Here is a 22,310-nt window from a genome sequence, read left to right as displayed (position 1 = left end):
GCGCGCCCGCCCAGCCGGCCGCCAGCTCCAGCGCTAGGGGTAGCCGGTCGAGCCGGTCGCAGATCCGTCTGGCCTGCGATTCGGCCGCCCCGGCCGCGTTCGAGGAACAGCTCCAGCGCGTCGGCCAGCCTCATCGGCGGCACCGGCCACACCCGCTCGCCGGGCACGCCGAGCCTGGACCGGCTGGTGGCGACCACCGCCACCCGCGGGCACCCGGCCAGGACGGCCGCGACGACGCCGGCCGCGTCGTCCAGCACGTGCTCGCAGTTGTCGACCACGACGAGGAGCTCGCGCTCGCGCAGCGCGGCGGCCAGCACCGGCAGCGGGTCCCGGTCGGCGGGCAGCGGGACGTCCAGCGCGGCGGCCATCCGGCGACCGACCTGGCCGCCGTCGGTCTCCTGCTCCAGGCCGACCCAGAACACGCCGTCCGGCCACGCCCCGGACGCCGCCCGGCACAGGCGCATCGCCAGCCGGGTCTTACCGCACCCGCCGGGCCCGGTCAGGGTCAGGACCCGCCCGGCCGCCACCGCCTCGCCGGCCGCCGCCAGCTCCTCGGCCCGGCCCACGAACGACGACAACTCTGCCGGAACATGACGGACATCAGACATCGCCCGAAGTATGCCAGCAAATAGGCCAGGGGACCGGCGGCATCTCTGCCAGGTGGCCGATGTTCCCGGCCCGCCCGGACGGCAGGATCGTGTCCATCGCAACGAACACCTCACCAGGAGAGCCGGACATGACGCAGCACGACACCATCCAGGGCCGCAGGGTCGTCGGCAACATCTCGCTGTCCCTCGACGGCCGGGTCAGCGGCCCGGGCGGCGAGTACGACATGAGCTGGATCGTCCCGCACGCCCTCAGCGACGGCGCCCGCGACCACATGATCCGGGTGACCGGCGCGGCCACCACCGTCCTGCTCGGCCGCAGGAACTACGAGGGCTTCGGCTCCTTCTGGCCGGCGGTCGCCAAGGACGAGGACGCCGACCCCCGCGACCGGGCCTTCGCCCAGTGGCTCGACGAGACCGAGAAGATCGTCTTCTCCTCGACCCTCACGGACGCGCCGTGGCAGAACTCCCGCCTGGCCGAGGGCGGCCCCGCCGCGGAGGTCGAGCGGCTCAGGAAGCAGGCCGGCGGGGACGTCGTCGTCCTGGCCAGCGGCAGCGTCATCAGGGCCCTGCTGGAGGCGGACGCGCTGGACCGGCTCAGCATCACGCTCTGCCCCGAGGTGGCCGGCGGCGGCGCCCGGCTGTTCGAGGACGGCCTGCCCGCCACGCACTGGTCGCTGACCGATCTGACGACCACCGAATCGGGCGCGATCTGCCTGCTCTACGACCGCCTGCGCCAGGGCTGAGCCCACGCCCCACAGGTCAGGCGGGCAGCGGGGCGGCGGTGGCGCGGTGGCGGGCGAAGGTGAGGGCGACGACCGTCCCGAGCAGCATGCCCGCGGCCGCGACGAGCACCGCCGTGCGCATCCCCGAGGCGAGCGCGGGGCCGGTGGCCTCGCCCACCCCGCCGGCCGCGACCAGCACCGCGAGCCCGAGCGCCGCGCCGACCTGGAGCGCGGTGGAGGCCATGCCGGAGGCGATCCCCTGCTCGCCCGCCGCCACGCCGGTGGCCGAGGCGATCCACATCCCGGTCCAGGTGAGGCCCTGGCTGACACCGGACACGACGATGCCGGGCAGCACACCCCAGTACGAGCCGTCGGCGCTGATCCCCATCGCCAGCAGCGCGGTGCCCGCCGCCCCGCCGACGGTGCCGAGGAGCAGCGTCACCCGCATCCCGATCCGCCCGGCCAGCCGCCCGCCGAGCTGGGTGCCCAGCGCGATCAGCAGGGACGGCACCAGGAACGCCAGCCCGGTCGCCACGGCGCCGTACCCGAGCACGGTCTGGAAGTAGACGGTCAGGAAGTACGGCAGCGCGTTGAACGTGGCGCCGAAGACCAGGATGACCGCGACGGCCGAGCTGAGGCTGCGGTTGCCGAACAGCCGCAGCGGCATGAGCGGGTCGGCGCCCGCCCTCTCGACCGCGACGAAGGCGGCCAGCAGCACGGCGGCCAGCACGAACCCGCCGGTGATCAGCGGCGAGCTCCACCCCGACTCGGGGCCCTGGATGAGCGCGTAGGCGAGCAGGCTGACGCCGCCGGTGGCCAGCACCGCGCCCGGGACGTCGAACCGGCGGCCCCGCGCGCGGGCCCCGTCGGCGGGCAGCAGCAGCCAGGCTCCGGCGATCGCGACGACGGCGAGCGGCACGTTGACGTAGAAGACCGCCTCCCAGCCCCAGGCGCCGGTGAGCAGGCCGCCGAGCAGCGACCCGAGCGCCAGCCCGCTGGCTCCGGCGCCGCTCCACACCGCCAGCGCCCTGTTGCGCGCCGCCCCCTCGGCGAAACCGGTGTTGACCAGCGCCAGCGTGGCCGGGAACAGCAGCGCGCCGCCCAGTCCCTGCGCGGCCCGCGCGGCGACCAGCGTCCCGGGGTTCTGCGCCAGGCCGCCGGCCAGGGAGGCGAGTGCGAACAGCGCCAGCGCGCCCACGAACATCCGGCGGTGGCCGAGCAGGTCGGCCGCCCGGCCGCCGAGCAGCAGGAACCCGCCGTACGCGACGGCGTAGGCGCTGGCCACCCACTGCAGGGTCTGCGGGGAGAAGTCCAGGTCGGCGCCGATCCGGGGGAGGGCGACGAAGACGATGTTGAAGTCGAGGGAGGTGATCAGCTGGGAGAGGGCCAGCAGGGCGAGGATCAGGCCGGGTCGGCGTCTCATGTCCACCTTCATACGATTGTTCGGGAAAAACGTACAGTTCGGGATCCTCGTACAATAGGGGGACGCTCGTCAAATCACCGGCACGCGGCAACGAGAAAGGGCCCCCGCGAGATCGCGGGGGCCCGTCGTTCGTGTGCGGGGGATCACCGCTGGTCCTGCGTGCCCTTCCAGGGGAGCGCGCAGGCGAGGGCCGCGCCCAGGCAGAGGCCGGTCCAACCGGTCAGGATTCGAGAAGCGCCCGGCCGGGCGTCCTCCGTAGCGTTGCTCTCATCGTCGGAAAACGTCTGAAGCGCCAAGGAGACACGGCATGAAAGCGCACGTCAGCTCTATCCTCCTCGCCGTCCGCGACATGGAGGCGGCCAAGCGGTTCTACACCGAGGGCCTGGGCTGGAAGATCCAGAACGACTACGGCATCTCGGTGTTCTTCGAGTCCGACGGCGCCTCGCCCGTCGGTTTCTACGGCCGCGAGGGCCTGGCCGGCCAGATCGGGCTGAGCCCGGAGGGCAGCGGGTTCAGCGGGGTCGTGCTCACCTATGTCGTCCGCAGCGAGGCGCGGGTGGACGAGATCATGGAGGAGGCCGAGAAGGCCGGCGCCACCATCCTCAAGCCCGCCGGCGCCCTGCCCTGGGGCGGGTACGGCGGCACCTTCGCCGACCCCGACGGCTACGTCTGGAGCCTGGGTTACAGCGAGCAGGGCCAGGACCAGCCCTACGCCGAGTAGCCGCGGCGGGCGCCTCCACGGGAGGCGGTGAGGTCCGGCGCCGGTGCGCGATCGTGCCGACGCCGGACCACCGCGGACCCGGTCTGGAGGTTTGTCGGCTTTGCGAAAAATATCTTGATGAAGTAGCGTCACCTCCGTGACTGCCGGGTCGGCCTTGGGCCACGCACCAGAAAGCAGCCCGGCCCTGGCGTGATCGCCCGGCGGGCGCGCGGCCCGCCGCTTCCTCTTCTCCTCCTCAGCACGTCAGAGCAGAGACCATCACCCATGGAGAAGAGTGGATTTCAACAAGCAGGTCATCGACGAGTTCCGCGCCAACAACGGCCAGGTCGGCGGCTATTTCGAGGGAGCGAGACTGCTCCTGCTCACCACGACCGGCGCCCGTTCGGGCAAGCCCCACACCACCCCGCTCGGCTACCTGCCGGACGGCGGCGAGCGCATGCTGGTCATCGCCTCCGCCGGCGGGGCGCCGAGGAACCCCGCCTGGTACCACAACCTGCGGGCCAACCCCCGTGCCACGGTCGAGAGCGGCGTCTTCGTCTTCGACGTCGAGGCGGAGGTCCTGGAGGGGGCCGAACGGGACGCCGCCTTCGCCCGCGCCGTGGAGAGCGACCCCGGCTGGGCCGATTACCAGGCCAAGACGACCCGGATCATCCCCGTCGTCGCGCTGAAGGTGGTGCCGGGGCCGCCCCGGTCGACCGCGCCCTCCGGCGGGGCGTACCTCAAGCTGGTGCACGACGGCTTCCGCCGCGAGCTCGCGCTGATCCGCAAGGAGCTGGCCGACACCGGACGCCCCGGCCTGGGCGTGCAGCTGCGCGTCAACTGCCTGACCATGTGCCAGGGGCTGCACCACCATCACACCGGCGAGGACACGATGATGTTCCCGGCGCTGGCCGAGCGGCATCCCGCGCTCGCCCCGGTGATCGAGCGGCTGGCCGTGGAGCATGAGCGCGTGAGCGTGCTGGTGGCGGAGCTGAAGGAGGCCCTGTCGGGTGACGACCCGGTGCGGGTGCGCGCGGAGATCGAGCGGCTGACCGACGAGCTCGAAGCGCATCTGGCGTACGAGGAGGAGCAGCTCGTGCCGATCCTCGACCTGCCCTGACCCCGTTCAGGCCGAGGCGGACGCGCGTGCCGCCGGCGCGGCGGTGAGCCGCCGGGTCGAGACGGCGACGACGAGCCCGAGCGCGGCGTAGGCCGCGCCGAGCAGGCAGGCGGCCGGCCATCCCGCGAGGCTGTAGGCCCAGGTGGTGGTGATCGCGCCGAGCGCGGAGCCGAGGGAGTAGCAGGCCATGTACGCGCCGATGACCCCGCTGCTCCGGTCGGGACGCGCGGTGGTGAGCAGGTGCTGGCTGCTGACGTGCACGGCCTGCACGGCGAAGTCGAGCACGACCACGCCGGCGATCAGCAGCCACAACGACCACCCCGCCTGGGCGGTCAGCAGCCAGGAGGCGGCCAGCAGCGCCAGCGACCAGCCGGTGACCGAGGACGCCAGGCCCCGGTCGGCCCAGCGGCCGGCCCGGGCCGCGCCCAGCGCGCCGGTGAGCCCGGCGAGCCCGAACAGCCCGATCTCGGTGGTGCCGAGGTGCCACGGCGCGGCGCCGAGCGGCAGCGCCAGCCCGCTCCACAACGTGCCGAAGGAGGCGAACAGGAAGAACGCGATCAGCCCCCGGCTGAGCAGGAGCCGGTCCCCGGCCACCAGCCGGCCCAGCGACGACAGCGACCGGCCGTACGAGACCCGGGGACGCCGGACGTCGGCGTCGAGGACCAGGCGGGCGGCGAACGCGAGCAGCACGCACGACGCGGCGATGACCAGGTAGACCGCCCGCCAGTCGGCCAGCTCGCCGAGCAGGCCCGCGACCATCCGGACCCCGAGGATCCCGGCCACCACGCCCGAGGTGACCGTGCCGATGTTGCGGCCGCGCTCGGCGGGCGGTGAGACGGCGGCGACGTAGGCCACCGTGACCTGGACGACCACGGCGAACAGCCCGGCGAGGGCCAGGCCCGCGATCGCCAGGCCGCCGCCGGGCGCCACGGCGGCCACCCCGGCGCCCACCGCCGTCAGCAGCAGGTGGACCGTGATGAGCCGGCGCCGGTCGAACAGGTCGCCGAGCGGGACGAGCAGCACCAGCCCCGCCAGATAGCCGATCTGCCCGGCGGCGACCAGCCGGCCCAGTGATCCGTCCGCCAGCCCGAGGTCCCGGCCCGCGGCCTGGAGGACGGGCTGGATGCCGTAGACGGGCGACACGGCCACCGCGCACACCAGCGCGAGCACGATCCGTTGCCTTCCGGTCAGTCCTGGCGACATGTCACTCCCCGATTAGTTTCAATATGCAACCGATCGGAGGCTAGGGCATAATGGTTTCGAATTGCAACTGATCGGAGGGTTCAGTGGACGTCACACTCGCTGCGGGAAACGCCTGGACCGACCCGGCCTGCCCGGTCGCGCGCGCCGTCGACCTGGTCGGCGACCGGTGGAGCCTGCTGATCGTCCGGGACGCGATGGACGGCGCCACCACCTTCACCGAGTTCCACCAGCGGCTGGGGATCGCCCGCAACATCCTCACCGACCGGCTCCGCAAGCTGGTCGAGCACGGCATCCTCGACAGGAGCGCCGCCGACGGCAGGCGGCACGCCTACCGGCTCACCGAGGCCGGGCGGGACCTCTTCACCGCCGTCGTCGCCCTGCGCCAATGGGGCGAGCGCCACGCCTTCGCGCCGGACGAGCCGCACTCCGTCCTGGTCGACGGCCAGGGGCGGGAGCTGCCCCGGCTGCACCCGCTCGGCCAGGACGGCACGCCGCTCTCCGCCGAGACCTCCCGCGTGCGGAAGACCGCCGCGTCCGGCTAGACCTGTTTCCGCACATGTGGATCTTCGCAGCCTGCCGTCAGGACGCGATCACGGCGGGGTTTCCCTCGCTCCAGACGCTGGTGATCCTGCGGTGGGTGAACCGCCAGCCGTCCGGGGTGCGGCGCAGCCGGTCGTCGTAGCGACCCCCGGCAAGGAACTTCTCGCCATCGGGCAGACCGAGGCGGACATGCTGGGCTTGGTAGTAGCACGTGTGCTCGGCCTCGTCGCCGTGCACTGTGGCGACATGGTTGCCGTTCAGGTGATGGGTGGCGTCGAATCGCTCCACGCTGGCGCTGATCCTGGCGATGATCGCCTCAGGCCCGCGGAGCCGTTCGCCCGAACCGCTGTACTCCCAGCAGGCGTCGTCGGTGAACAGCGCGCCCAGGGTCTCCCAGTCCCTGGCGTCCAGGGCCGTCGCGTACGCGATGACGGTGTCCACGATCGCGGTGCGGTCTGCGAGTTCCTGAAGCATGGGGCCACCTTCCGGCTTGGTGCACGATTTGATACGGAGTACATGATTGGTGACTGTCCAGCCCGGCGGAAGAAGGCACTTTCATGTCCCAGAGTCACATCGATGTGTCAGCCCTGGCCCGCGAGGCGTGCCCGGTCTCGGAGGTCCTCGATCACGTCTCCGGGAAGTGGAGCATCGGCATCCTGGTGGCCGCTGCGCAGGGTCCCGTCCGGTTCACGGAGCTGGAACGCTCGATCAACGGAATCAGCAGGCGCATGCTCACGCTCAAGCTGCGCAAGCTGGAGCGGGACGGCTTGCTCGTCCGCACCGTCCATCCGGTCGTCCCGCCCAAGGTCGAGTACACGCTGACGGAGATGGCCCGGGAACTCCACAAGTCGCTGCTGGAACTCACCGACTGGGCCAAGCGAAACGGCGCCGCCGTCGCCGCCGCCCAGGCCGCCTACGATCACGAACACAAGGGTTGACGGCAGCCGCCGCCCAGAAGACTCCGTGCCCTTGACGGCCGGACGATCGTCCAGGTGCGGAGAACGGGGCTAGAGGTCGAGGACCAGGGCGCGGTGGTCGGACACCTCGGGGGCGGCCGCCACCTCGAACTCCTTGACGGCGGCGGGGTCGGAGACGAGCAGGTAGCTCGCGTGCCGCACGGGCTTGCGATAGCGGGAGGTCCTGGTGTCGGCGTCGCCGACCAGGTCGCGCAGGCCCAGCCCGGCCAGGATCCGGAACGTCTGGCTGCCGGGCAGGAGGTTGAGGTCGCCGCACACCACCGTCAGGTCGCCGTCCTCGCGCGCGCCGGCGACCAGGGCGGCGAGCCGTCCGGCCTGGACGCGGCGGGCCGGGGTGTCGGCCTTGCCGCCGGCGTCCCGCAGGCCGTGCAGGTTCACGACGGTGACGAACCGCCGTGCCGGGCGGTCGAAGACGCGTACGGCCAGGGCGGCGCGCGGCCGGTCGCCGGCCGGCCACCCGTCGTGGTGCTCGACGTAGCCGCCGTGCACGAACGCGGACCGCACGCCGACGACGGGCAGCGTCTCGGCGACGAACGTGGCGACCCCGAAGTCCTGCCGGTGCGAGCGGCCTTCCTCGTCCTGGACGGGCCCTGAGTCGCTGACGGCGAACAGCGGCTGGTGGCGGGGGAGGCGTGAGCCGACGTCGGCCAGCAGGTCGGCCCGCTGCGGCAGGGACCGCTCGGCGTCGTCGAACCTGGTCCAGCCGCGCAGGCCGGGCGTGCGCGTCACCTCCTGCAGGCACAGCACGTCGGCGCCGCACCCCTCCACCCAGGGCGCCAGCTCCCCGAACATGGCCCCACCCCACGCATTCACCGAAACCACTCGCACCCGCCGAAACCTATCGGAAAGGGTTTAGGAATGAACGTTCTTGACTGAACGTTCCTTTATTGTCTACGATCGAGGCATGGGACGACCAAGAGGATTCGACGAGGCCACCGTGGTACGGGCGGCGGCGGAGCTGTTCTCGACCCGGTCCTACGACGGCATCTCCATGGACGAGCTGGTGACCCATCTCGGCGTCCACCGCAACAGCCTGTACAAGACCTTCGGCAGCAAGCGCGGTCTCTACCAGGCCGCGCTGAGCTGGTCCCTGGAGCACGACGTCAACCCGCTGATCGACCGGATCGCCGCCGCCGGCGACCTGGCCGAGGCGTTGCGCGTGGCCGCCGCCGAGCCGGACGCCGAGGTCGGCCTCAACCTGCTGCTGCTGGCCGCCGTCGAACGCGCGCCGGTCGACCGCGAGGTCGCCGACCGGCTCGCCGCCGTGCTGGCCGCGTTCGACCAGGCCGCCACGGCGGCGTCCGGGAGCGAGGGCGCCGAGGACGGCCTGGCCTTCGCGCTCACCGCGGCCCTGCTCGGCCTGCGGCTGCGGGCCAGGGCGGGGACCGCGAACACCGACATCGACCGGGCCGGCGCCGCTCTGGCCCACCGGCTCAACCACCACCACCAAGGAGCATGACATGGCGAGGATCAGCATTGACGGACAGGCGCTGGTCGTGGAGATCGAGGGCCTGGACAAACTGTGGGCGTTGAAGAGCCGGCTGGTCATCCCGCTGGCCAACGTGCGCGGCGCCACCGCCGACCCCGGGATCGTCGGCGACCCCAAGGGGGTGCGCGCGCCCGGCGCCCACCTGCCCGGCGTCATCACGGCCGGAACGTTCCACCTCAATGGTGAGAAGGTCTTCTGGGACGTGCACGACGCCGCCAAGGCCGTGGTCATCGAGCTGGCCGACGAACGTTACGCCCGGCTCGTGATCGAGGTCGCCGACCCGCGCGCCGCCGTGGCGCTCGTGGAGGAGGCCATCGCCGTCCGCTGACGGCCGCCCGCACCACACGGTGTGGGACGAATGCGGGACAGGCGCCGTACGCCTCGACGGGCCGACAATGAGCCCGTGCGACGCCGGGGCGGGCCCGATCGGCCGCCCCCGGCTCCACGCGGACGACCCCCGTACCGGCCCTGGAGGTCGTCAAGCCCGAGTACGCCGCCGACCCGGAGTTCCGCCGCCGGTTCCGCCACGAGGTGCAGGCGGCGCAGCGGGTGCAGGGCGCCTTCACCGCCCCCGTGGTGGACGCCGACCCCGACGCGGCCGTCCCCTGGCTGGCCACGGCCCACATCTGCGGGCCTTCGCTGCACCAGGCCGTGGCCGAGCACGGTCCGCTGCCGCCGGCCACCGTCCGGCGGCTGATCGCGGGGGTCGCCGAGGCGCTGATCGGCATCCACGCCGCCGGGCTGGTCCACCGGGACCTCAAGCCCTCGAACGTGCTGCCGGCCGAGGACCGGCCCAAGGTGATCGACTTCGGCATCGCCCGCGCCGTGGAGGCCACCTGCCTCACCCACACGGGCATGCGCGTCGGCACCCCGGCGTTCATGACCCGCGAACAGGTCAGGGGCCTGCCGGTGACCTCGGCCACGGACGTGTTCGCGCTGGGCCAGCTCGCCGTCTTCGCCCTGACCGGACGGCCCGCGTTCGGCGAGGGCCCGGCGGACGTGCTCTTCTACCGCATCGCCAACGAGTAGCCCGACCTGCGCGGATGCCCGCCCGCCCTGGCCGGGCCGCTGGCCCGCTGCCTGCGTGGACGCGGTGAACCTGAACCCGCTCGGCTCCTCGCTCACCTTCGCCCGCATGCGGACGGGCATGGGCCTGTGCGTCGTCACGGAGGACCACCAGGTCGTCCACCTCAGGCTGCTCCGCAAGTCCGCCGCCACGCACGCGCTGACCTGGACGGCGACCGCCTGTGTACAGGGCTGACCCAGAAGCGCTACCGGGACGCCGTCAGAGCGCGGTCCACCTCCGCGAGCCGCCGCACGGCCTCGGTCAGCTCGGCGTGCCCGGCGGTCGCGGCGAAGCCGAGACGCAGGAAGGCCGCCGGGAGCTCGGTGGCGAAGTAGCGGTTGCCGGCGCTGACGGCGACGCCGTCGCGGCGGGCCGCGTCGGCGACCACGGCGTCGTCGGCGCCGCCGGGCAGGCGCACCCACAGGTGCAGGCCGCCGGCGGGCACGCGGTCGAGGGTCCAGCCGGGCAGCTCGGCCAGGACGGCGGCGGCCAGCGTCGCGCACCGCTCCCGCAGCGCCGAGCCCAGCGACCGGACGTGCCGCTCCCAGGCGGGGGAGGTGAGCAGGTCGAGCGCCGCCTCCTGCAGCGGGCGGCCGACGAAGAAGTCGTCGACCAGCCGCACGGCGCGCAGGCGTTCCATGACCGGGCCCCGGGCGGTCAGGGCGCCGATGCGCAGGCTGGGCGCGGCCGGTTTGGTGAGGGAGGTCAGGTGCACGACCGTGCCGTCGCGGTCGTCGGCCAGCAGCGGCGGCGGCACCGGCGCGCCGTGGCCGAGGTGGCGGGCGAAGTCGTCCTCGATCACGAAGGCGCCGGCCGCGCGGGCCGTGTCGAGGACCTGGCGCCGGCGGCCCGGGGCCAGCACCGCCCCGGTCGGGTTGTGGTAGGTCGGCTGGCAGTAGAGCAGGCGGGCGCGGGTCAGGGCGAAGGCGTCGGCCAGCAGGTCGGGCTTGAGGCCGTCGGCGTCCGTCGGCACCGGCACCGGGCGCAGGCCGGCCGCGCGGGCCGCGGCGATCGCCCCGGGATAGGTGGGCGACTCCATCAGGACGGGGTCGCCCGGCCCGGCGATCGCCCGGAACGCCATGGAAAGGGCGCTCTGCCCGCCGGCCGTGACCAGGACGTCCTCGGCGCTCACGCCGCCGCCCGCCATCGTGGCGAACACGCCGCGCAGGGAGGCCAGGCCGGCGGCCGGGGCGCGGTCCCAGGCGTCGGGACGGCGGGCCGCGCGGGCCAGCGCGGCGGTCAGGGCGCGGGTGGGCTGGAGCGAGCGGTGCAGGTAGCCGCCGTCCAGCAGGATCGTGCCCTCGGGCAGCGCGCCGACGGCGCCGGTGAGGCTGCGGGTGTCCACGGCCCGGTCGGCGAGGGTGACGCTCTGCCACGCGGTGTCGGGGACGCCGGCGCGCCGCCGCGCCGGGGCCGCGACGTAGGTGCCGCTGCCGGGACGGGTGACCACCACGCCCTCGGCGGCCAGCGCGGCGATCGCCTGGGACACGGTGGCGGGGCCGACCTTGTAGCGCCGGATCAGCTCCCTGCTGCTCGGCAGCCGGTCGCCGGGCGAGAGCCGGTCGATCATCGTGCGCATCCTGGTCGCCAGCTCGGCCGAACTGCTACTGTCGGACATGAGAATCCATGATAGCGCTTCCAGCGCTTCGGCAGAATCGCTTCTGGACGTCGCGGCCCTGCGCGCCGACACCCCGGGCGCTGAGGAGGTCGTGCACTTCAACAACGCCGGGTGCGGCCTGCTGCCCGCTCCGGTGCTCGCCGCGATGGTCGACCACCTGCGGCTGGAGGCGCACCTCGGCGGCTACGAGGCCGCCGCCGCCCGCGCGGCGCAGGTCGCCGACTTCTACGCCGAGACCGCCGCCCTGATCAACTGCGCTCCCCGCAACGTCGCCTTCGCCGGCAGCGCCACCCACGCCTTCTCCACCGCGCTGTCGGCGATCCCGTTCGCGGCCGGGGACGTCGTCCTGACCACCCGCAACGACTTCATCTCCAACCAGATCGCCTTCCTGTCGCTGGCCAGGCGGTTCGGGATACGGGTCGTGCACGCGCCCGACCTGCCCGAGGGCGGCGTGGACGTGGCCGCCATGGCCGCGCTGATGCGCCGGCACCGCCCGCGCCTGGTGGCCGCCACCCACATCCCCACCAACTCCGGCCTGGTCCAGCCGGTCGCCGAGATCGGCCGGCACTGCCGCGAGCTGGACCTGCTCTACCTGGTGGACGCCTGCCAGTCCGTCGGCCAGTACCCGGTCGACGTCGAGGAGATCGGCTGCGACCTGCTCACCGCCACGTGCCGCAAGTTCCTGCGCGGCCCGCGCGGCTCCGGCTTCCTGTACGTCGCCGACCGCGTCCTGGACGCCGGCTACGAGCCGCTGTTCATCGACATGCACGGCGCACCCCGGCCCTGGCCGCCGGCCTGCGCGCCGGGCTGGCCGCGCTGCCCGGGGTGCGCGTGCTCGACCGGGGACGGCGGCTGGGCGCCCTGGTCACCTTCGCCGTCGAGGGCCGGCAGGCGGAGCCGTTCAAGGCGGCGCTGGACGCGCGCGGCGTCAACTCGGCGCTCAGCTTCCGGCACTTCGCCCAGTTCGACTTCGGGGACAAGGACGTCGACTGGTGCCTGCGCCTGTCGCCGCACTACTACAACACCGAGCAGGAGGTGGACCTGGTCGTCGCGGCGGTCGCCGAACTCGCCGCCGCGCCCCGGTGACGGGGTCCGCGAACGGCTGACGGCGGTTCCTTCCAGACATGTCCCAACTTATGGCGAATTTCGCCAGAAGATCTAGACGTACGGCATTACGCGGGTGACAATCCGTTCGTCAATCGAAGATCGCCTGGTCCCGCGCGGACCTCTGGTCGACATGCGAGGACCGATGCGGGTTGGGCGTGGGCTGGTCGCGGCTGTCTTGGCGTTCACGATCCCGGCGGTGCCGCCCGCCGGCGCGGAGCCGCCGGAGGCAGGCGCGCCTCCGGCGGCGAGCGCGCCCCCCGCGCCCGCCGCGCTCTCCGCGCCTCTCGCGCCGGAGACGGCCGCGACCGCCACGGCCAGGCGCACCGGCCGGCCGGTCGAGATCGAGTCGATGCGCAGCGAGACCCGCCAGGTCTTCGCCCGCCCGGACGGCACCTTCACCCTCGAACAGCACGCCCGTCCCGTCCGCGTCCGCCAGGCCGCCGGCTGGGTGCCCGTGGACACCACGCTCCGCCTGCGTCCCGACGGCGCGGTGGAGCCGGTGGCGACGGCGGCCGGGCTGACCTTCTCCGGCGGGGGCGGCGGCCCGCTCGCCCGCCTGTACCGCGGCGGCAAGGCCCTGGAGCTGACCTGGCCGGGCACGCTGCCCAGGCCCTCGCTCGACGGCGACACCGCCACCTACCCCGAGGTGCTGCCCGGCGTGGACCTGCGGGTGACCGCCGACGTGGACGGGTTCTCCCACGTCCTGGTGGTCAAGACGCGGGCCGCCGCCAGAGCCCTGCCCGACCTGGACTTCCCGCTGTCGGTCAGCGGCCTGTCGCTGACCGCCGACAAGGCGGGCAACCTGGAGGCGGTCGACCGCACCGGCGGCACGATCTTCATCGCGCCCACCCCCACGATGTGGGACTCGACCGGCGCCGGCGAGACCGCGGTCAAGGAGGGCCGCGCGCCCGAGGCCCGCCAGGCCACCATGGGCGTCTCGCTCGACGGCAGGAAGCTGCGGCTGCGGCCGGACCGCGCGATGATGAGCGACCCGAAGACCCGGTACCCGGTGTTCCTGGACCCGTACTTCTCGGCCGCCCGCGGCGCCTGGACCGCCGTGTGGAGCAACTGGCCCAGCTCCAACTACCTCAACTCCAGCGACGTCGCCCGCGTCGGGCACGTCAACTCGCAGACCAACCGCTCGTTCTTCCAGATGAACACCGGCTCCACGATCCACGGCAAGCAGATCATCAAGGGCACGCTGCGCACGTACGAGACCTGGTCGTACTCGTGCAGCGCCCGCGCGGTCGAGGCGTGGTCCACCAACACGATCAGCAAGAGCACCACCTGGAGCAACCAGCCCAAGTGGGTCAAGAAGCTGTCCACGGTGAACGTGGCCAAGGGCTGGGGCTCGGCCTGCCTGCCCGGCGGCGTCGAGTTCGACGTCACCTCCCAGGTCGCCGACGCCGCCGCCAACAAGTGGGCCAACATCACCGTCGGCCTCCGCGCCACCAGCGAGACCGACCAGTACGCCTGGAAGAAGTTTCGCAACAACCCGAGCCTGGTCATCGAGTACAACTCGCTGCCCGCCGACCCGGTGGCGGCCGACGCCTGGTCCGACCCGGGCGGCCCGTGCGTCTCCGGCGACGACCGTCCGGTCATCAGCACGCCGACGCCGAAGCTCTGGGCCCGGCTCAAGGACGCCGACAACTCCGTCAGGGGCCGCTTCGAGTGGTACCGCGCCGACGGGACCAAGGCCGGGGAGTACCTGACCCCCGTGGGCTCGACCGGCACGGCCTTCTCCGCCCTCGTCCCGCAGAGCCTGTACGCCGACGGCGCGCTGGTCCGCTGGCGGGTCCGCGCCGAGGACGGCAAGGCCAACAGCGCCTGGAGCCCCTGGTGCGAGGCCACCGTGGACGCCACCGCGCCCGGCCGGGAGCCCGAGGTGTCCTCCGACCGGTTCGCCGAGAACGGCTGGAGCGACGGCGTCGGCCTGGCGGGCCGGTTCACCTTCGCGCCCAACGGCGTCACCGACGTCGCCGCCTACGTCTACGGCCTGGACACCACCCCCAAGACCGAGGTCCCGCCCGCCCAGGACGGCACGGCCGCGATCACCCTCACCCCGCGCCACGACGGCCCCAACGTCCTGTCGGTGCGCAGCAAGGACCGCGCCGGGCAGCTCGGCCCGATCCGCACGTACGTCTTCAACGTCAACGCCGGACGGGGACCGGCCGGCCACTGGCCCATGGACGAGGGCCAGGGCGGCACCGCCGCCGACGCCGCCGGCGCCCACCCCGCCACCCTGTACGGCGCCACCTGGACCTCGGGCCGGACCGGCGGCGCGCTGCGACTGGCGGGCGCCTATGCCCAGACCGGCGGCCCGGTCGCCGACACCGGACGCAACTTCGCCGTCGCCGCCTGGGTCCGGCTGACCGGCACCGCCGCCTCCGCCACCGCCGTCACCCAGGAGGGCGGCCGGACCGGCGCGTTCTCCCTGCAGTACAGCAAGGCCGACAACCGCTGGGCGCTGGCCGTCACCAGCGCCGACGCCGACGCCGCCACGGCCGTGCGCGCGCTGTCGGCCGCCGCGCCCCGGCTGAACGAGTGGACCCACCTGACCGGCGTCTACGACTCGGCGTCCGGCCAGATCTCCCTCTACGTCAACGGCCGGCTGGAGTCCTCGGCCGCCGTCCCCGCGCCGTGGAACGCCACCGGCCCGCTGACCATCGGCCGCGGCAAGGCGACCGGCGCGGCGGCCGACTTCTGGCCCGGCGACGTGGACGACGTGCGGCTCTACGGCCGCGCCATGTTCGCCGACGAGGTCGCCGACCTGGTCAACAGCGCCGCCACGCTGGTCGGCCACTGGAAGCTGGACGAGGACGGCGGCCTGTCGGCGGCCGACTCCTCCGGCCGGGCCACGCCCGCCGCGCTGGCCGGCGCCGCCGGCTGGACCGACGGCTGGCTGGACGGCGCCCTCGCGCTCGACGGCGCGACCGGCTACGCCCAGACCGCCGCGCCCGCCGTCGCCACCGGCTCCGGGTTCACCGTCGCCGTCTGGACCCAGCTCGACTACCTGCCCGCCAAGGACACCGCCGCCGTCGCCCAGCCGGGCGCCAGGGCGGCCGGGTTCCAGCTCGGCTTCGACAAGGAACAGGGGCGGTGGGCCCTGGGCATGGCCGCCGCCGACACCGACACCGCCGCCCTCGTCCGCACCCGTTCGGACGCCGTCCCCGCCCCCCTGGAATGGACGCACGTCGCCGGCGTGTACGACGCCCTGGCCGGCGAGCTGCGCGTCTACGTCAACGGCCGCCTGTCGGCCACCACCGTCACCCCCCACGTGAGCACCTGGACCGCCACCGGCCCCCTGCAACTGGGCCGGAGCAAGACCGCGGGCGTCTTCACCGGCTACTGGCCGGGGACCGTCGACGACGTCCGCACGTACGACGGCGTGCTCAGCGCCGAGCAGATAGCCCAGCTAGCAGCCCAGTAGCCCCTCCCTGGGAGAATCCGTGGACAGTGAGTTAGACCTGCCAGAGCCCAACTGGAATCGTTTTCAGCAGCCCGCCGCCGAGCCCGACGCCCCCGACCCCCGCTGGAACCGCTTCGAGGGCGTCAAGCCCGAGACCGCCTGGCCGCGCAGGCTGGCGACCGTGCTCACGGTCGTGCTCCTGGCGCCCATGGCGTACGCGATGCCCGCCTCCGCCGCGCCCCGCAAGGCGCCCACGGTGCAGAAGGAGACGCCGGTCAAGGGCGGGAAGGTGCCCGTCCTGCCGCCGCTCGCCGATCCCGCCGCCGAACAGGCGTGGAAGGCGCCGCCCAAGGTCGCCTGGCCCGCCGCCGGCACCGCCGAGCTGGGCGGCGCCGAGAGTGCCGCCACGCTCTCCGCCGGGTTCCCGGTGCGGCTGGCCCCCGCTGCCAAGGGCGTGGCCGCGGCCGAGGCCGTCCCGGTCAAGGTCGAGCTGCTCAGGACCGACCTGCTCGGCGTCGCGATGCGCGTCTCGCCCGGCCAGGGCGTCACGGCGGCCAAGGCGTCCGGCAAGACCCGGCTGGAGATCGACTACTCCGGCTTCCGGTACGCCTTCGGCGGCGACTACGGCGCCCGGCTGCGCATGGTCAAGCTCGACGAGTGCGCGCTCGACGCCAAGGCCGCCGCCACCTGCGCCGCGCCGCGGCCGGTCAGGAGCGACAACGACGCCAAGGCGGGCAAGCTGACCGCCGAGGTCGAGACCACCGGCCTGTACGCCGTGACCGCCGCCGCCTCCGGCCCGTCGGGCGATCACGCCGCCACCTCGCTGGCCGCCTCGGCGAGCTGGAGCGTCGGCAACCAGTCCGGCGACTTCTCCTGGAGCTACGACCTGCGCACCCCGCCCGCCCTGGGCGGCGACGAGCCCGACCTGTCGCTCGACTACTCCTCCCAGAGCGTGGACGGCCGCACCGTCTCCACCAACAACCAGCCGTCCTGGGTGGGGGAGGGCTTCGAGCTGAACCCCAGCGGCTACGTCGAACGCCGCTACAAGGCATGCATGATCGACGGCAAGAAGACCGGCGACCTGTGCTGGGACCAGGACAACGCCACCCTGTCGCTCGGCAACTCCGCCGTCGAGCTGGTCAAGGACGCCACCACCAAGCAGTGGCGGCCCAAGCGCGACGACGGCACCCGCATCGAGTACCTCACCGGAGCCGCCAACGGCGACAACAACGGCGAGTACTGGCGGGTCACCACCGCCGACGGCACCCAGTACAGCTTCGGCCTGAACCGCCTGCCCGGCTGGGTCACCGGCAAGCCGGAGACCAAGTCGGTGCAGACCGTGCCGGTGTTCGGCAACAACAGCGGCGAGCCGTGCTACTCCAGCACCCCCGCCGACGCCTGGTGCCAGCAGGCCTACCGGTGGAACCTCGACTACGCGGTCGACACCCACGGCAACGCCACCACGTACTGGTACGAGAACGAGAAGAACTACTACGGCCGCAGCATGAAGCCCGAGCTGGGCACCGTGTACGTGCGCGGCGCGTACCTCACCCGCGTCGACTACGGCTACCTGAGCAACGAGCTGTTCACCAAGGCCCCGGCCGCCCGGGTGGTCTTCGACGTGGCCGAGCGCTGCCTGCCCTCCGGCACCGTCACCTGCGCCGCCGACCAGCTCAAGAAGGAGACCGCGGCGTCCTGGCCGGACGTGCCGTTCGACCAGATCTGCGACGCCGGGGTCAAGTGCACCGACCGGCTGTCGCCGACGTTCTTCTCGCGCAAGCGCCTGGCCAAGGTCACCACGCAGGTGCTCAACGCCTCCGGCCAGTACAGCCCGGTCGACTCGTGGACGCTGACCCACCAGTTCCCCGCCACGGGCGACGGCCTCAGCCCGTCGTTGTGGCTGGCCTCGGTGCAGCAGAGCGGCCACGTGGGCGGCACCCTCACCATGCCGAAGATCACCTTCAGCGGCGTGCAGCTGCCCAACCGGGTGGACGCCAACGAGGGACGCGCGCCGCTGGTCAAGTGGCGGGTCCAGGCGGTGAACAACGAGACCGGCGGCGAGCTGCGGGTCAACTACGCCGCGGCCGACTGCAAGCCCGGCGACGTGCCCGCCGCGGCCGACAAGAACAACCGGCTGTGCTTCCCGCAGCGCTGGGCGCCGCCCGACGAGGGCGAGGTCACCGACTGGTTCCACAAGTACGTCGTCACCCAGACCGTCGAGGTGGACCGCGTCGCCGGCTCGCCGAACGTGGTCACCGACTACGAGTACCTCGACGGCGCGGCCTGGCACTACGCCGACAACATCCTCGTCAAGCCCGAGCAGCGCACCTGGTCGGACTGGCGCGGGTTCGGGCGCGTCCGGGTGCGTGAGGGCGACGGGCAGGACACCCGGCGCACGCTCACCGAGTTCAGGTACTTCCGCGGCATGCACGGCGACAAGCAGGCCGACGGCTCCAAGCGCGTCGCGCAGGTCGTCGACACCGAGGGCGGCAAGCTGGACGACCTCGACCAGCTGTCCGGCTTCGAACGCGAGGAGATCCTCTACGACGGCGACAGCGCGACGGTGCTCACCGCGACCGCCGAGGAGCCCTGGTCGCTCAAGACCGCCGAGTCCACGCAGGGCGGCGTCACCAAGACCGCCTACGTGGTCGAGCCCAAGTCGATGGTGACCCGCACGGCGCTGGCGGGCGGGGCGTGGCGGCGTACCGGCGAGGAGCGCTCGTACGACGCCAAGGGCCTGCTCACCCAGGTGGAGGAGAAGGGCGACCTGGCCACCGCCGACGACGACCAGTGCACCCGCTACACCTACGCCCGCAACGACACCGCCTGGATGCTCGACTACGCCAGCAGGATCCAGAAGGTCGCCGCGGGCTGCGGCACCGCCGTCTCGGCCCTGGCCGCCGGAGAGGTGATCTCCGACGAACGGGTCCAGTACGACAACAAGGCCTACGGCCAGGCGCCCACCAAGGGCGACGTGACCACCGTCCAGCAGCTCGGCGCGGCCGACGGGTCGACCGTCACCGACAGCACCCACACCTACGACGTCTACGGCCGCGAGACCAGCGAGACCGGCCCGGTCGGGACGAAGTCCACCATCACCTACAGCCCGGCCACCGGCGCCCAGGCCACGGAGATCGTCGAGACCAACCAGCTCGGCCACGTCGAGCGCACCCTCGTCGAGCCGGCCTGGGGCGAGCCGGTCGCCGAGGTCGACGCCAACGGCCGGCGCACCGACATGGAGCACGACGCGCTCGGCCGCCTGGTCAAGGTCTGGCAGCCGGACCGCAGCAAGGCCGCCGGCCAGTCGCCCAGCACCGAGTACGCCTACACCATGCGCACCGACGGCCCCAGCGTCGTCACCACCAAGACGCTGCGCGCCGACGGCGGCTACACCGTCAGCCACGAGCTGTACGACGGCCTGATGCGCGAGCGCCAGACGCAGGAACCCGCCCCCCGCGACGACCAGACGCAGGACCCGGCGCTGCGCGACGGGCGCACGATCACCGACACCTTCTACAACTCGCTCGGCGAGGTGAGCAAGTCCAACACCGGCTACTTCGCCACCGGCACCCCCGCCACCGAGCTGCTCGCGGTCGCCGACACCGACGTGCCCACGCAGGTCGTGTCGGTCTTCGACGGCGCCGGCGAGGTCAACGCCCAGATCCTCAAGGCCAAGGGCGTGGAGAAGTACCGCGTCTCGGCCACCCAGCAGGGCGACCGCGTCAACATCACGCCGCCGGCGGGCGGCACCGCGACGACCCGCATCGGCGACGCCGACGACCGGCTCATCGAGCTGCGCCAGTACAAGGGCGCCACCCCGACGGGCCCGTACGAGTCCACCAAGTACACCTACGACCCCGCCGGCCGCCTGTCCACGGTGACCGACGCCGCGGGCAACGTGTGGCGCCACCACTACGACGTGCGCGGCCGGGAGATCAAGACGGAGGACCCGGACAAGGGCGTCACCACGATGACGTACAACGACGCCGACGAGCTGGTGAGCACCACCGACGCCCGCGGCAAGACCCTCTGGTACGTCTACGACGAGCTCGGCCGCAAGAAGGAGCTGCGCGACGGCTCGGCCACCGGCGCGCTGCTGGCCGAGTGGAAGTACGACGCGCTGGCCAAGGGCCACATGAACGCCAGCATCCGGTACGCGGGCGGGCAGGCGTACAAGGCGGAGATCAACGCCATCGACTCCGACTACCGCACGCTGCGCGAGACGGTGACCGTCCCCGAGCGGGAGGGCAAGCTGGCCGGCTCGTACGTGCTCAACACCCGCTACACCCTCGACGACCAGGTGCAGTCGGTCAGCTTCCCGGCCGGGGGCGGGCTGGAGGCCGAGTCGGTGGTCTACTCCTACGACGAGCTCAGCCAGCCGACCAAGGTCAGCGGGCTGTCGTCGTACGTGACCGCGACCCGCTACTCCAAGCTCGGCGAGACCCTGCAGTACGAGCTGGGCTCCGGCGGCAAGAAGACCTGGCTCACCTACACCCATGACGAGTCCACCCGCAGGCTGACCAGGATGCGGCTGGACCGGGAGGGCGCCGCCGCCACCGACCTCGACCTCAACTACGCCTACGACGCCGCCGGCAACATCACCAAGATCGCCGAACGGGCGGGCGGCCAGGACACGCAGTGCTTCACCTACGACCACCTGCGCCGGATGACCTCGGCGTGGACGGCCAACGACGACTGCGCCAGCGGCACGCCGGCCTCCGACAAGATCGGCGGCGTGGCGCCGTACGCGGTCAGCTACGCCTACGACTCCACCGGCAACCGGGTCAAGGAGACCAAGCACGCCTGGGGCGGCGCGGCCGAGACCGTGCGCACCTCGGTCTACCCGGCGGCCGGCGCCAAGCAGCCGCACGCGGTGCAGAGCATCGGGGCCGACCTGTTCGCCTACGACGAGGCCGGCAACACCACCAGGCGCAAGGTCGGCACGTCCGACCAGACCCTCGTCTGGGACGCCGAGGGCAACCTGGAGTCGGTCACGGAGGCCGGCAAGACGACGTCGTTCCTCTACGACGCCGACGGCGACCGGCTGCTGCGCAAGACCGCCACGGACGCCACCCTGTACGTGGACGACATGGAGCTGCGCTTCGACTTCGCCAAGGACGCCGTCGAGCAGACCCGCTACTACACCATCAACGGCGAGCCGATCGCGGTCCGCACGCCCGACAACCAGGTCTACTTCCTGGCCGCCGACCACCAGGGCACCGCGCAGGCCGCGGTGAACGGCGGCACCGGGGAGCTGGCCGTCCGGCGGATGACGCCGTTCGGCGAGGACCGGGGATCGCCGCCGCCATGGTGGCCGGGGCAGCGGTCGTTCGTCGGCGGCACCAAGGACCCGACGACCGGGCTCGTGCACCTGGGCGCGCGCGAGTACGACCCGAAGAACGGCCGCTTCCTGTCGGTCGACCCCATCATCGACGAGGAGGACCCGCAGCAGCTCAACGCCTACGCCTACGCCAACAACAGCCCCGTCAGCATGAGCGACCCCGACGGCCAGCTGTTCTGGATCGCCGTCGGCATCGCGGCGCGCATCGCGGCGCGGATCATCGCCAGGAAGCTGGCGCAGGCGGCGGCCCGGCGGGCGGCGCTCGCGGCGGCCCGGGCGGCGGCGCGGCGCGCGGCCATCGCGGCGGCCAAGCGGCGGGCGGCGGCGCTGGCCAGGAAGAAGGCGCTGGAGGCGGCCAAGAAGAAGGCCGCGGCGGCGGCCAAGCGCAGGGCGCTGGCCGCGGCGAGGAAGAAGGCGGCGGAGAAGGCCAGGAAGGCGGCCGCGGCGGCGGCCAAGAGACGGGCCGCGGCGGCGGCCAAGAGGGAGGCACGCAGGAAGGCCGCCGAGGCGGCGGCCAAGCGGCGGGCCACGCAGGCGGCGCGGGCGCGCAACCGCTACCGGGCGGCCCAGGCCCGCCGCGCCCAGGCGGCGCGGCGCCCGGCACAGCGTCCGACCAGTCATCGGGCGGTGCAACGGCAGTCGCCGCCGAAGGCCGCCAGGCAGCCGGCGCAGCCGAGACCCAGCCAGGTCTACCGGAACGACGGCACCACGCAGCCGACCCAGTCCTACACCGTCTACCGCGACGGCAAGATGTACCCGGACGGGCCGCCGCCACCCAGCCTGACCAGGCCCCAGGGCTCCGGGCAGGCGGAGAAGCAGATCTTCAAACCGGAGAAGATCGAGCCGGAGAACACCCGGACGGGCACGATCGCCGAGACCGGCGCCCGGGTCACCCGATGGATCGACCAGAGCGGCCTGGACGACTTCCTCGGCGGCTTCTTCTGATCCCCGGCCCCGGGCACGCGGACCGAACCAGGTCCCCGCGCC

The 22,310-nt window shown here is 73.1% G+C and carries 18 protein-coding genes; 13 read left to right on the top strand and 5 right to left on the bottom strand.

Features of this window, described 5'->3' with window-relative positions; genetic code table 11:
* Positions 1-257: 257 nt before the first annotated feature.
* Together ACIBK9_RS35625 and ACIBK9_RS35620 are read left to right on the top strand one after the other, a co-directional pair.
* Entirely contained in the window at positions 258-632 is a 375-nt protein-coding gene (locus ACIBK9_RS35625) for a hypothetical protein (protein ID WP_397163067.1), read from the top strand.
* Between the two features lie 104 nt (positions 633-736).
* A complete protein-coding gene (locus ACIBK9_RS35620) occupies positions 737-1,351 on the top strand; it encodes a dihydrofolate reductase family protein (RefSeq protein ID WP_397163066.1) in 615 nt (204 codons plus the stop codon).
* Between the two features lie 16 nt (positions 1,352-1,367).
* On the opposite strand, the gene ACIBK9_RS35615 is transcribed toward ACIBK9_RS35620, so the two are convergent.
* The gene (locus ACIBK9_RS35615; RefSeq protein ID WP_397163065.1) at positions 1,368-2,753 is read right to left on the bottom strand and encodes an MFS transporter; all 1,386 of its coding nucleotides are present in this window, start codon (positions 2,751-2,753) and stop codon (positions 1,368-1,370) included.
* A 307-nt stretch (positions 2,754-3,060) separates the two neighbouring features.
* Between ACIBK9_RS35615 and ACIBK9_RS35610 the strand changes: the two genes are divergently transcribed.
* Together ACIBK9_RS35610 and ACIBK9_RS35605 are read left to right on the top strand one after the other, a co-directional pair.
* Complete coding sequence (locus tag ACIBK9_RS35610) at positions 3,061-3,474, top strand: VOC family protein (RefSeq protein WP_397163064.1); 414 nt, start codon at positions 3,061-3,063, stop codon at positions 3,472-3,474.
* 274 nt (positions 3,475-3,748) lie between these two features.
* The gene (locus ACIBK9_RS35605) at positions 3,749-4,573 is read left to right on the top strand and encodes a nitroreductase/quinone reductase family protein (RefSeq protein ID WP_397163062.1); all 825 of its coding nucleotides are present in this window, start codon (positions 3,749-3,751) and stop codon (positions 4,571-4,573) included.
* A gap of 6 nt (positions 4,574-4,579) precedes the next feature.
* Here the strand turns inward: ACIBK9_RS35605 and ACIBK9_RS35600 are convergent, their stop codons facing one another.
* Positions 4,580-5,776 carry an MFS transporter gene (locus ACIBK9_RS35600; RefSeq protein WP_397163060.1) on the bottom strand — a complete coding sequence of 399 codons (1,197 nt, stop codon included), beginning with the start codon at positions 5,774-5,776 and terminating at the stop codon, positions 4,580-4,582.
* 83 nt (positions 5,777-5,859) lie between these two features.
* On the opposite strand from ACIBK9_RS35600, the gene ACIBK9_RS35595 reads away from it, so the two are divergent.
* Positions 5,860-6,318: a helix-turn-helix domain-containing protein gene (locus ACIBK9_RS35595; protein WP_358300295.1), complete on the top strand. Its 459-nt coding sequence runs from the start codon at positions 5,860-5,862 to the stop codon at positions 6,316-6,318.
* A 37-nt stretch (positions 6,319-6,355) separates the two neighbouring features.
* On the opposite strand, the gene ACIBK9_RS35590 is transcribed toward ACIBK9_RS35595, so the two are convergent.
* A complete protein-coding gene (locus tag ACIBK9_RS35590; RefSeq protein WP_397163058.1) occupies positions 6,356-6,790 on the bottom strand; it encodes a nuclear transport factor 2 family protein in 435 nt (144 codons plus the stop codon).
* A gap of 83 nt (positions 6,791-6,873) precedes the next feature.
* On the opposite strand from ACIBK9_RS35590, the gene ACIBK9_RS35585 reads away from it, so the two are divergent.
* Positions 6,874-7,254: a winged helix-turn-helix transcriptional regulator gene (locus tag ACIBK9_RS35585; protein ID WP_397163056.1), complete on the top strand. Its 381-nt coding sequence runs from the start codon at positions 6,874-6,876 to the stop codon at positions 7,252-7,254.
* Positions 7,255-7,323: 69 nt separating this feature from the next.
* On the opposite strand, the gene ACIBK9_RS35580 is transcribed toward ACIBK9_RS35585, so the two are convergent.
* Positions 7,324-8,106 (bottom strand): endonuclease/exonuclease/phosphatase family protein, encoded by a 783-nt coding sequence (locus tag ACIBK9_RS35580; RefSeq protein ID WP_397163092.1) that lies wholly within the window; start codon positions 8,104-8,106, stop codon positions 7,324-7,326.
* 91 nt (positions 8,107-8,197) lie between these two features.
* On the opposite strand from ACIBK9_RS35580, the gene ACIBK9_RS35575 reads away from it, so the two are divergent.
* From ACIBK9_RS35575 to ACIBK9_RS35560, 4 genes are all read left to right on the top strand, one after another.
* Positions 8,198-8,752 carry a helix-turn-helix domain-containing protein gene (locus ACIBK9_RS35575; protein WP_358300309.1) on the top strand — a complete coding sequence of 185 codons (555 nt, stop codon included), beginning with the start codon at positions 8,198-8,200 and terminating at the stop codon, positions 8,750-8,752.
* Position 8,753: 1 nt separating this feature from the next.
* Positions 8,754-9,110: a hypothetical protein gene (locus ACIBK9_RS35570; RefSeq protein WP_352366240.1), complete on the top strand. Its 357-nt coding sequence runs from the start codon at positions 8,754-8,756 to the stop codon at positions 9,108-9,110.
* 140 nt (positions 9,111-9,250) lie between these two features.
* Positions 9,251-9,811 (top strand): serine/threonine-protein kinase, encoded by a 561-nt coding sequence (locus ACIBK9_RS35565; protein WP_397163091.1) that lies wholly within the window; start codon positions 9,251-9,253, stop codon positions 9,809-9,811.
* A gap of 55 nt (positions 9,812-9,866) precedes the next feature.
* Positions 9,867-10,043 (top strand): hypothetical protein, encoded by a 177-nt coding sequence (locus ACIBK9_RS35560; RefSeq protein WP_397163054.1) that lies wholly within the window; start codon positions 9,867-9,869, stop codon positions 10,041-10,043.
* Positions 10,044-10,053: 10 nt separating this feature from the next.
* On the opposite strand, the gene ACIBK9_RS35555 is transcribed toward ACIBK9_RS35560, so the two are convergent.
* On the bottom strand, positions 10,054-11,466 hold the full coding sequence (locus ACIBK9_RS35555) for a PLP-dependent aminotransferase family protein (protein ID WP_397163053.1): 1,413 nt from the start codon (positions 11,464-11,466) through the stop codon (positions 10,054-10,056).
* On the opposite strand from ACIBK9_RS35555, the gene ACIBK9_RS35550 reads away from it, so the two are divergent.
* From ACIBK9_RS35550 to ACIBK9_RS35540, 3 genes are all read left to right on the top strand, one after another.
* On the top strand, positions 11,465-12,628 hold the full coding sequence (locus tag ACIBK9_RS35550; protein ID WP_397163051.1) for an aminotransferase class V-fold PLP-dependent enzyme: 1,164 nt from the start codon (positions 11,465-11,467) through the stop codon (positions 12,626-12,628). The genes ACIBK9_RS35555 and ACIBK9_RS35550 overlap by 2 nt on opposite strands.
* A gap of 87 nt (positions 12,629-12,715) precedes the next feature.
* The gene (locus ACIBK9_RS35545; RefSeq protein ID WP_397163050.1) at positions 12,716-16,003 is read left to right on the top strand and encodes a LamG-like jellyroll fold domain-containing protein; all 3,288 of its coding nucleotides are present in this window, start codon (positions 12,716-12,718) and stop codon (positions 16,001-16,003) included.
* 19 nt (positions 16,004-16,022) lie between these two features.
* On the top strand, positions 16,023-22,268 hold the full coding sequence (locus ACIBK9_RS35540; protein WP_397163048.1) for an RHS repeat domain-containing protein: 6,246 nt from the start codon (positions 16,023-16,025) through the stop codon (positions 22,266-22,268).
* Positions 22,269-22,310 lie beyond the last annotated feature (42 nt).

The organism is Nonomuraea sp. NPDC050227 (assembly GCF_044459705.1).
Taxonomy (GTDB): domain Bacteria; phylum Actinomycetota; class Actinomycetes; order Streptosporangiales; family Streptosporangiaceae; genus Nonomuraea.
Note: the sequence above shows the minus strand (reverse complement) of the source record. Positions and strands in the feature narration are given on the sequence as shown.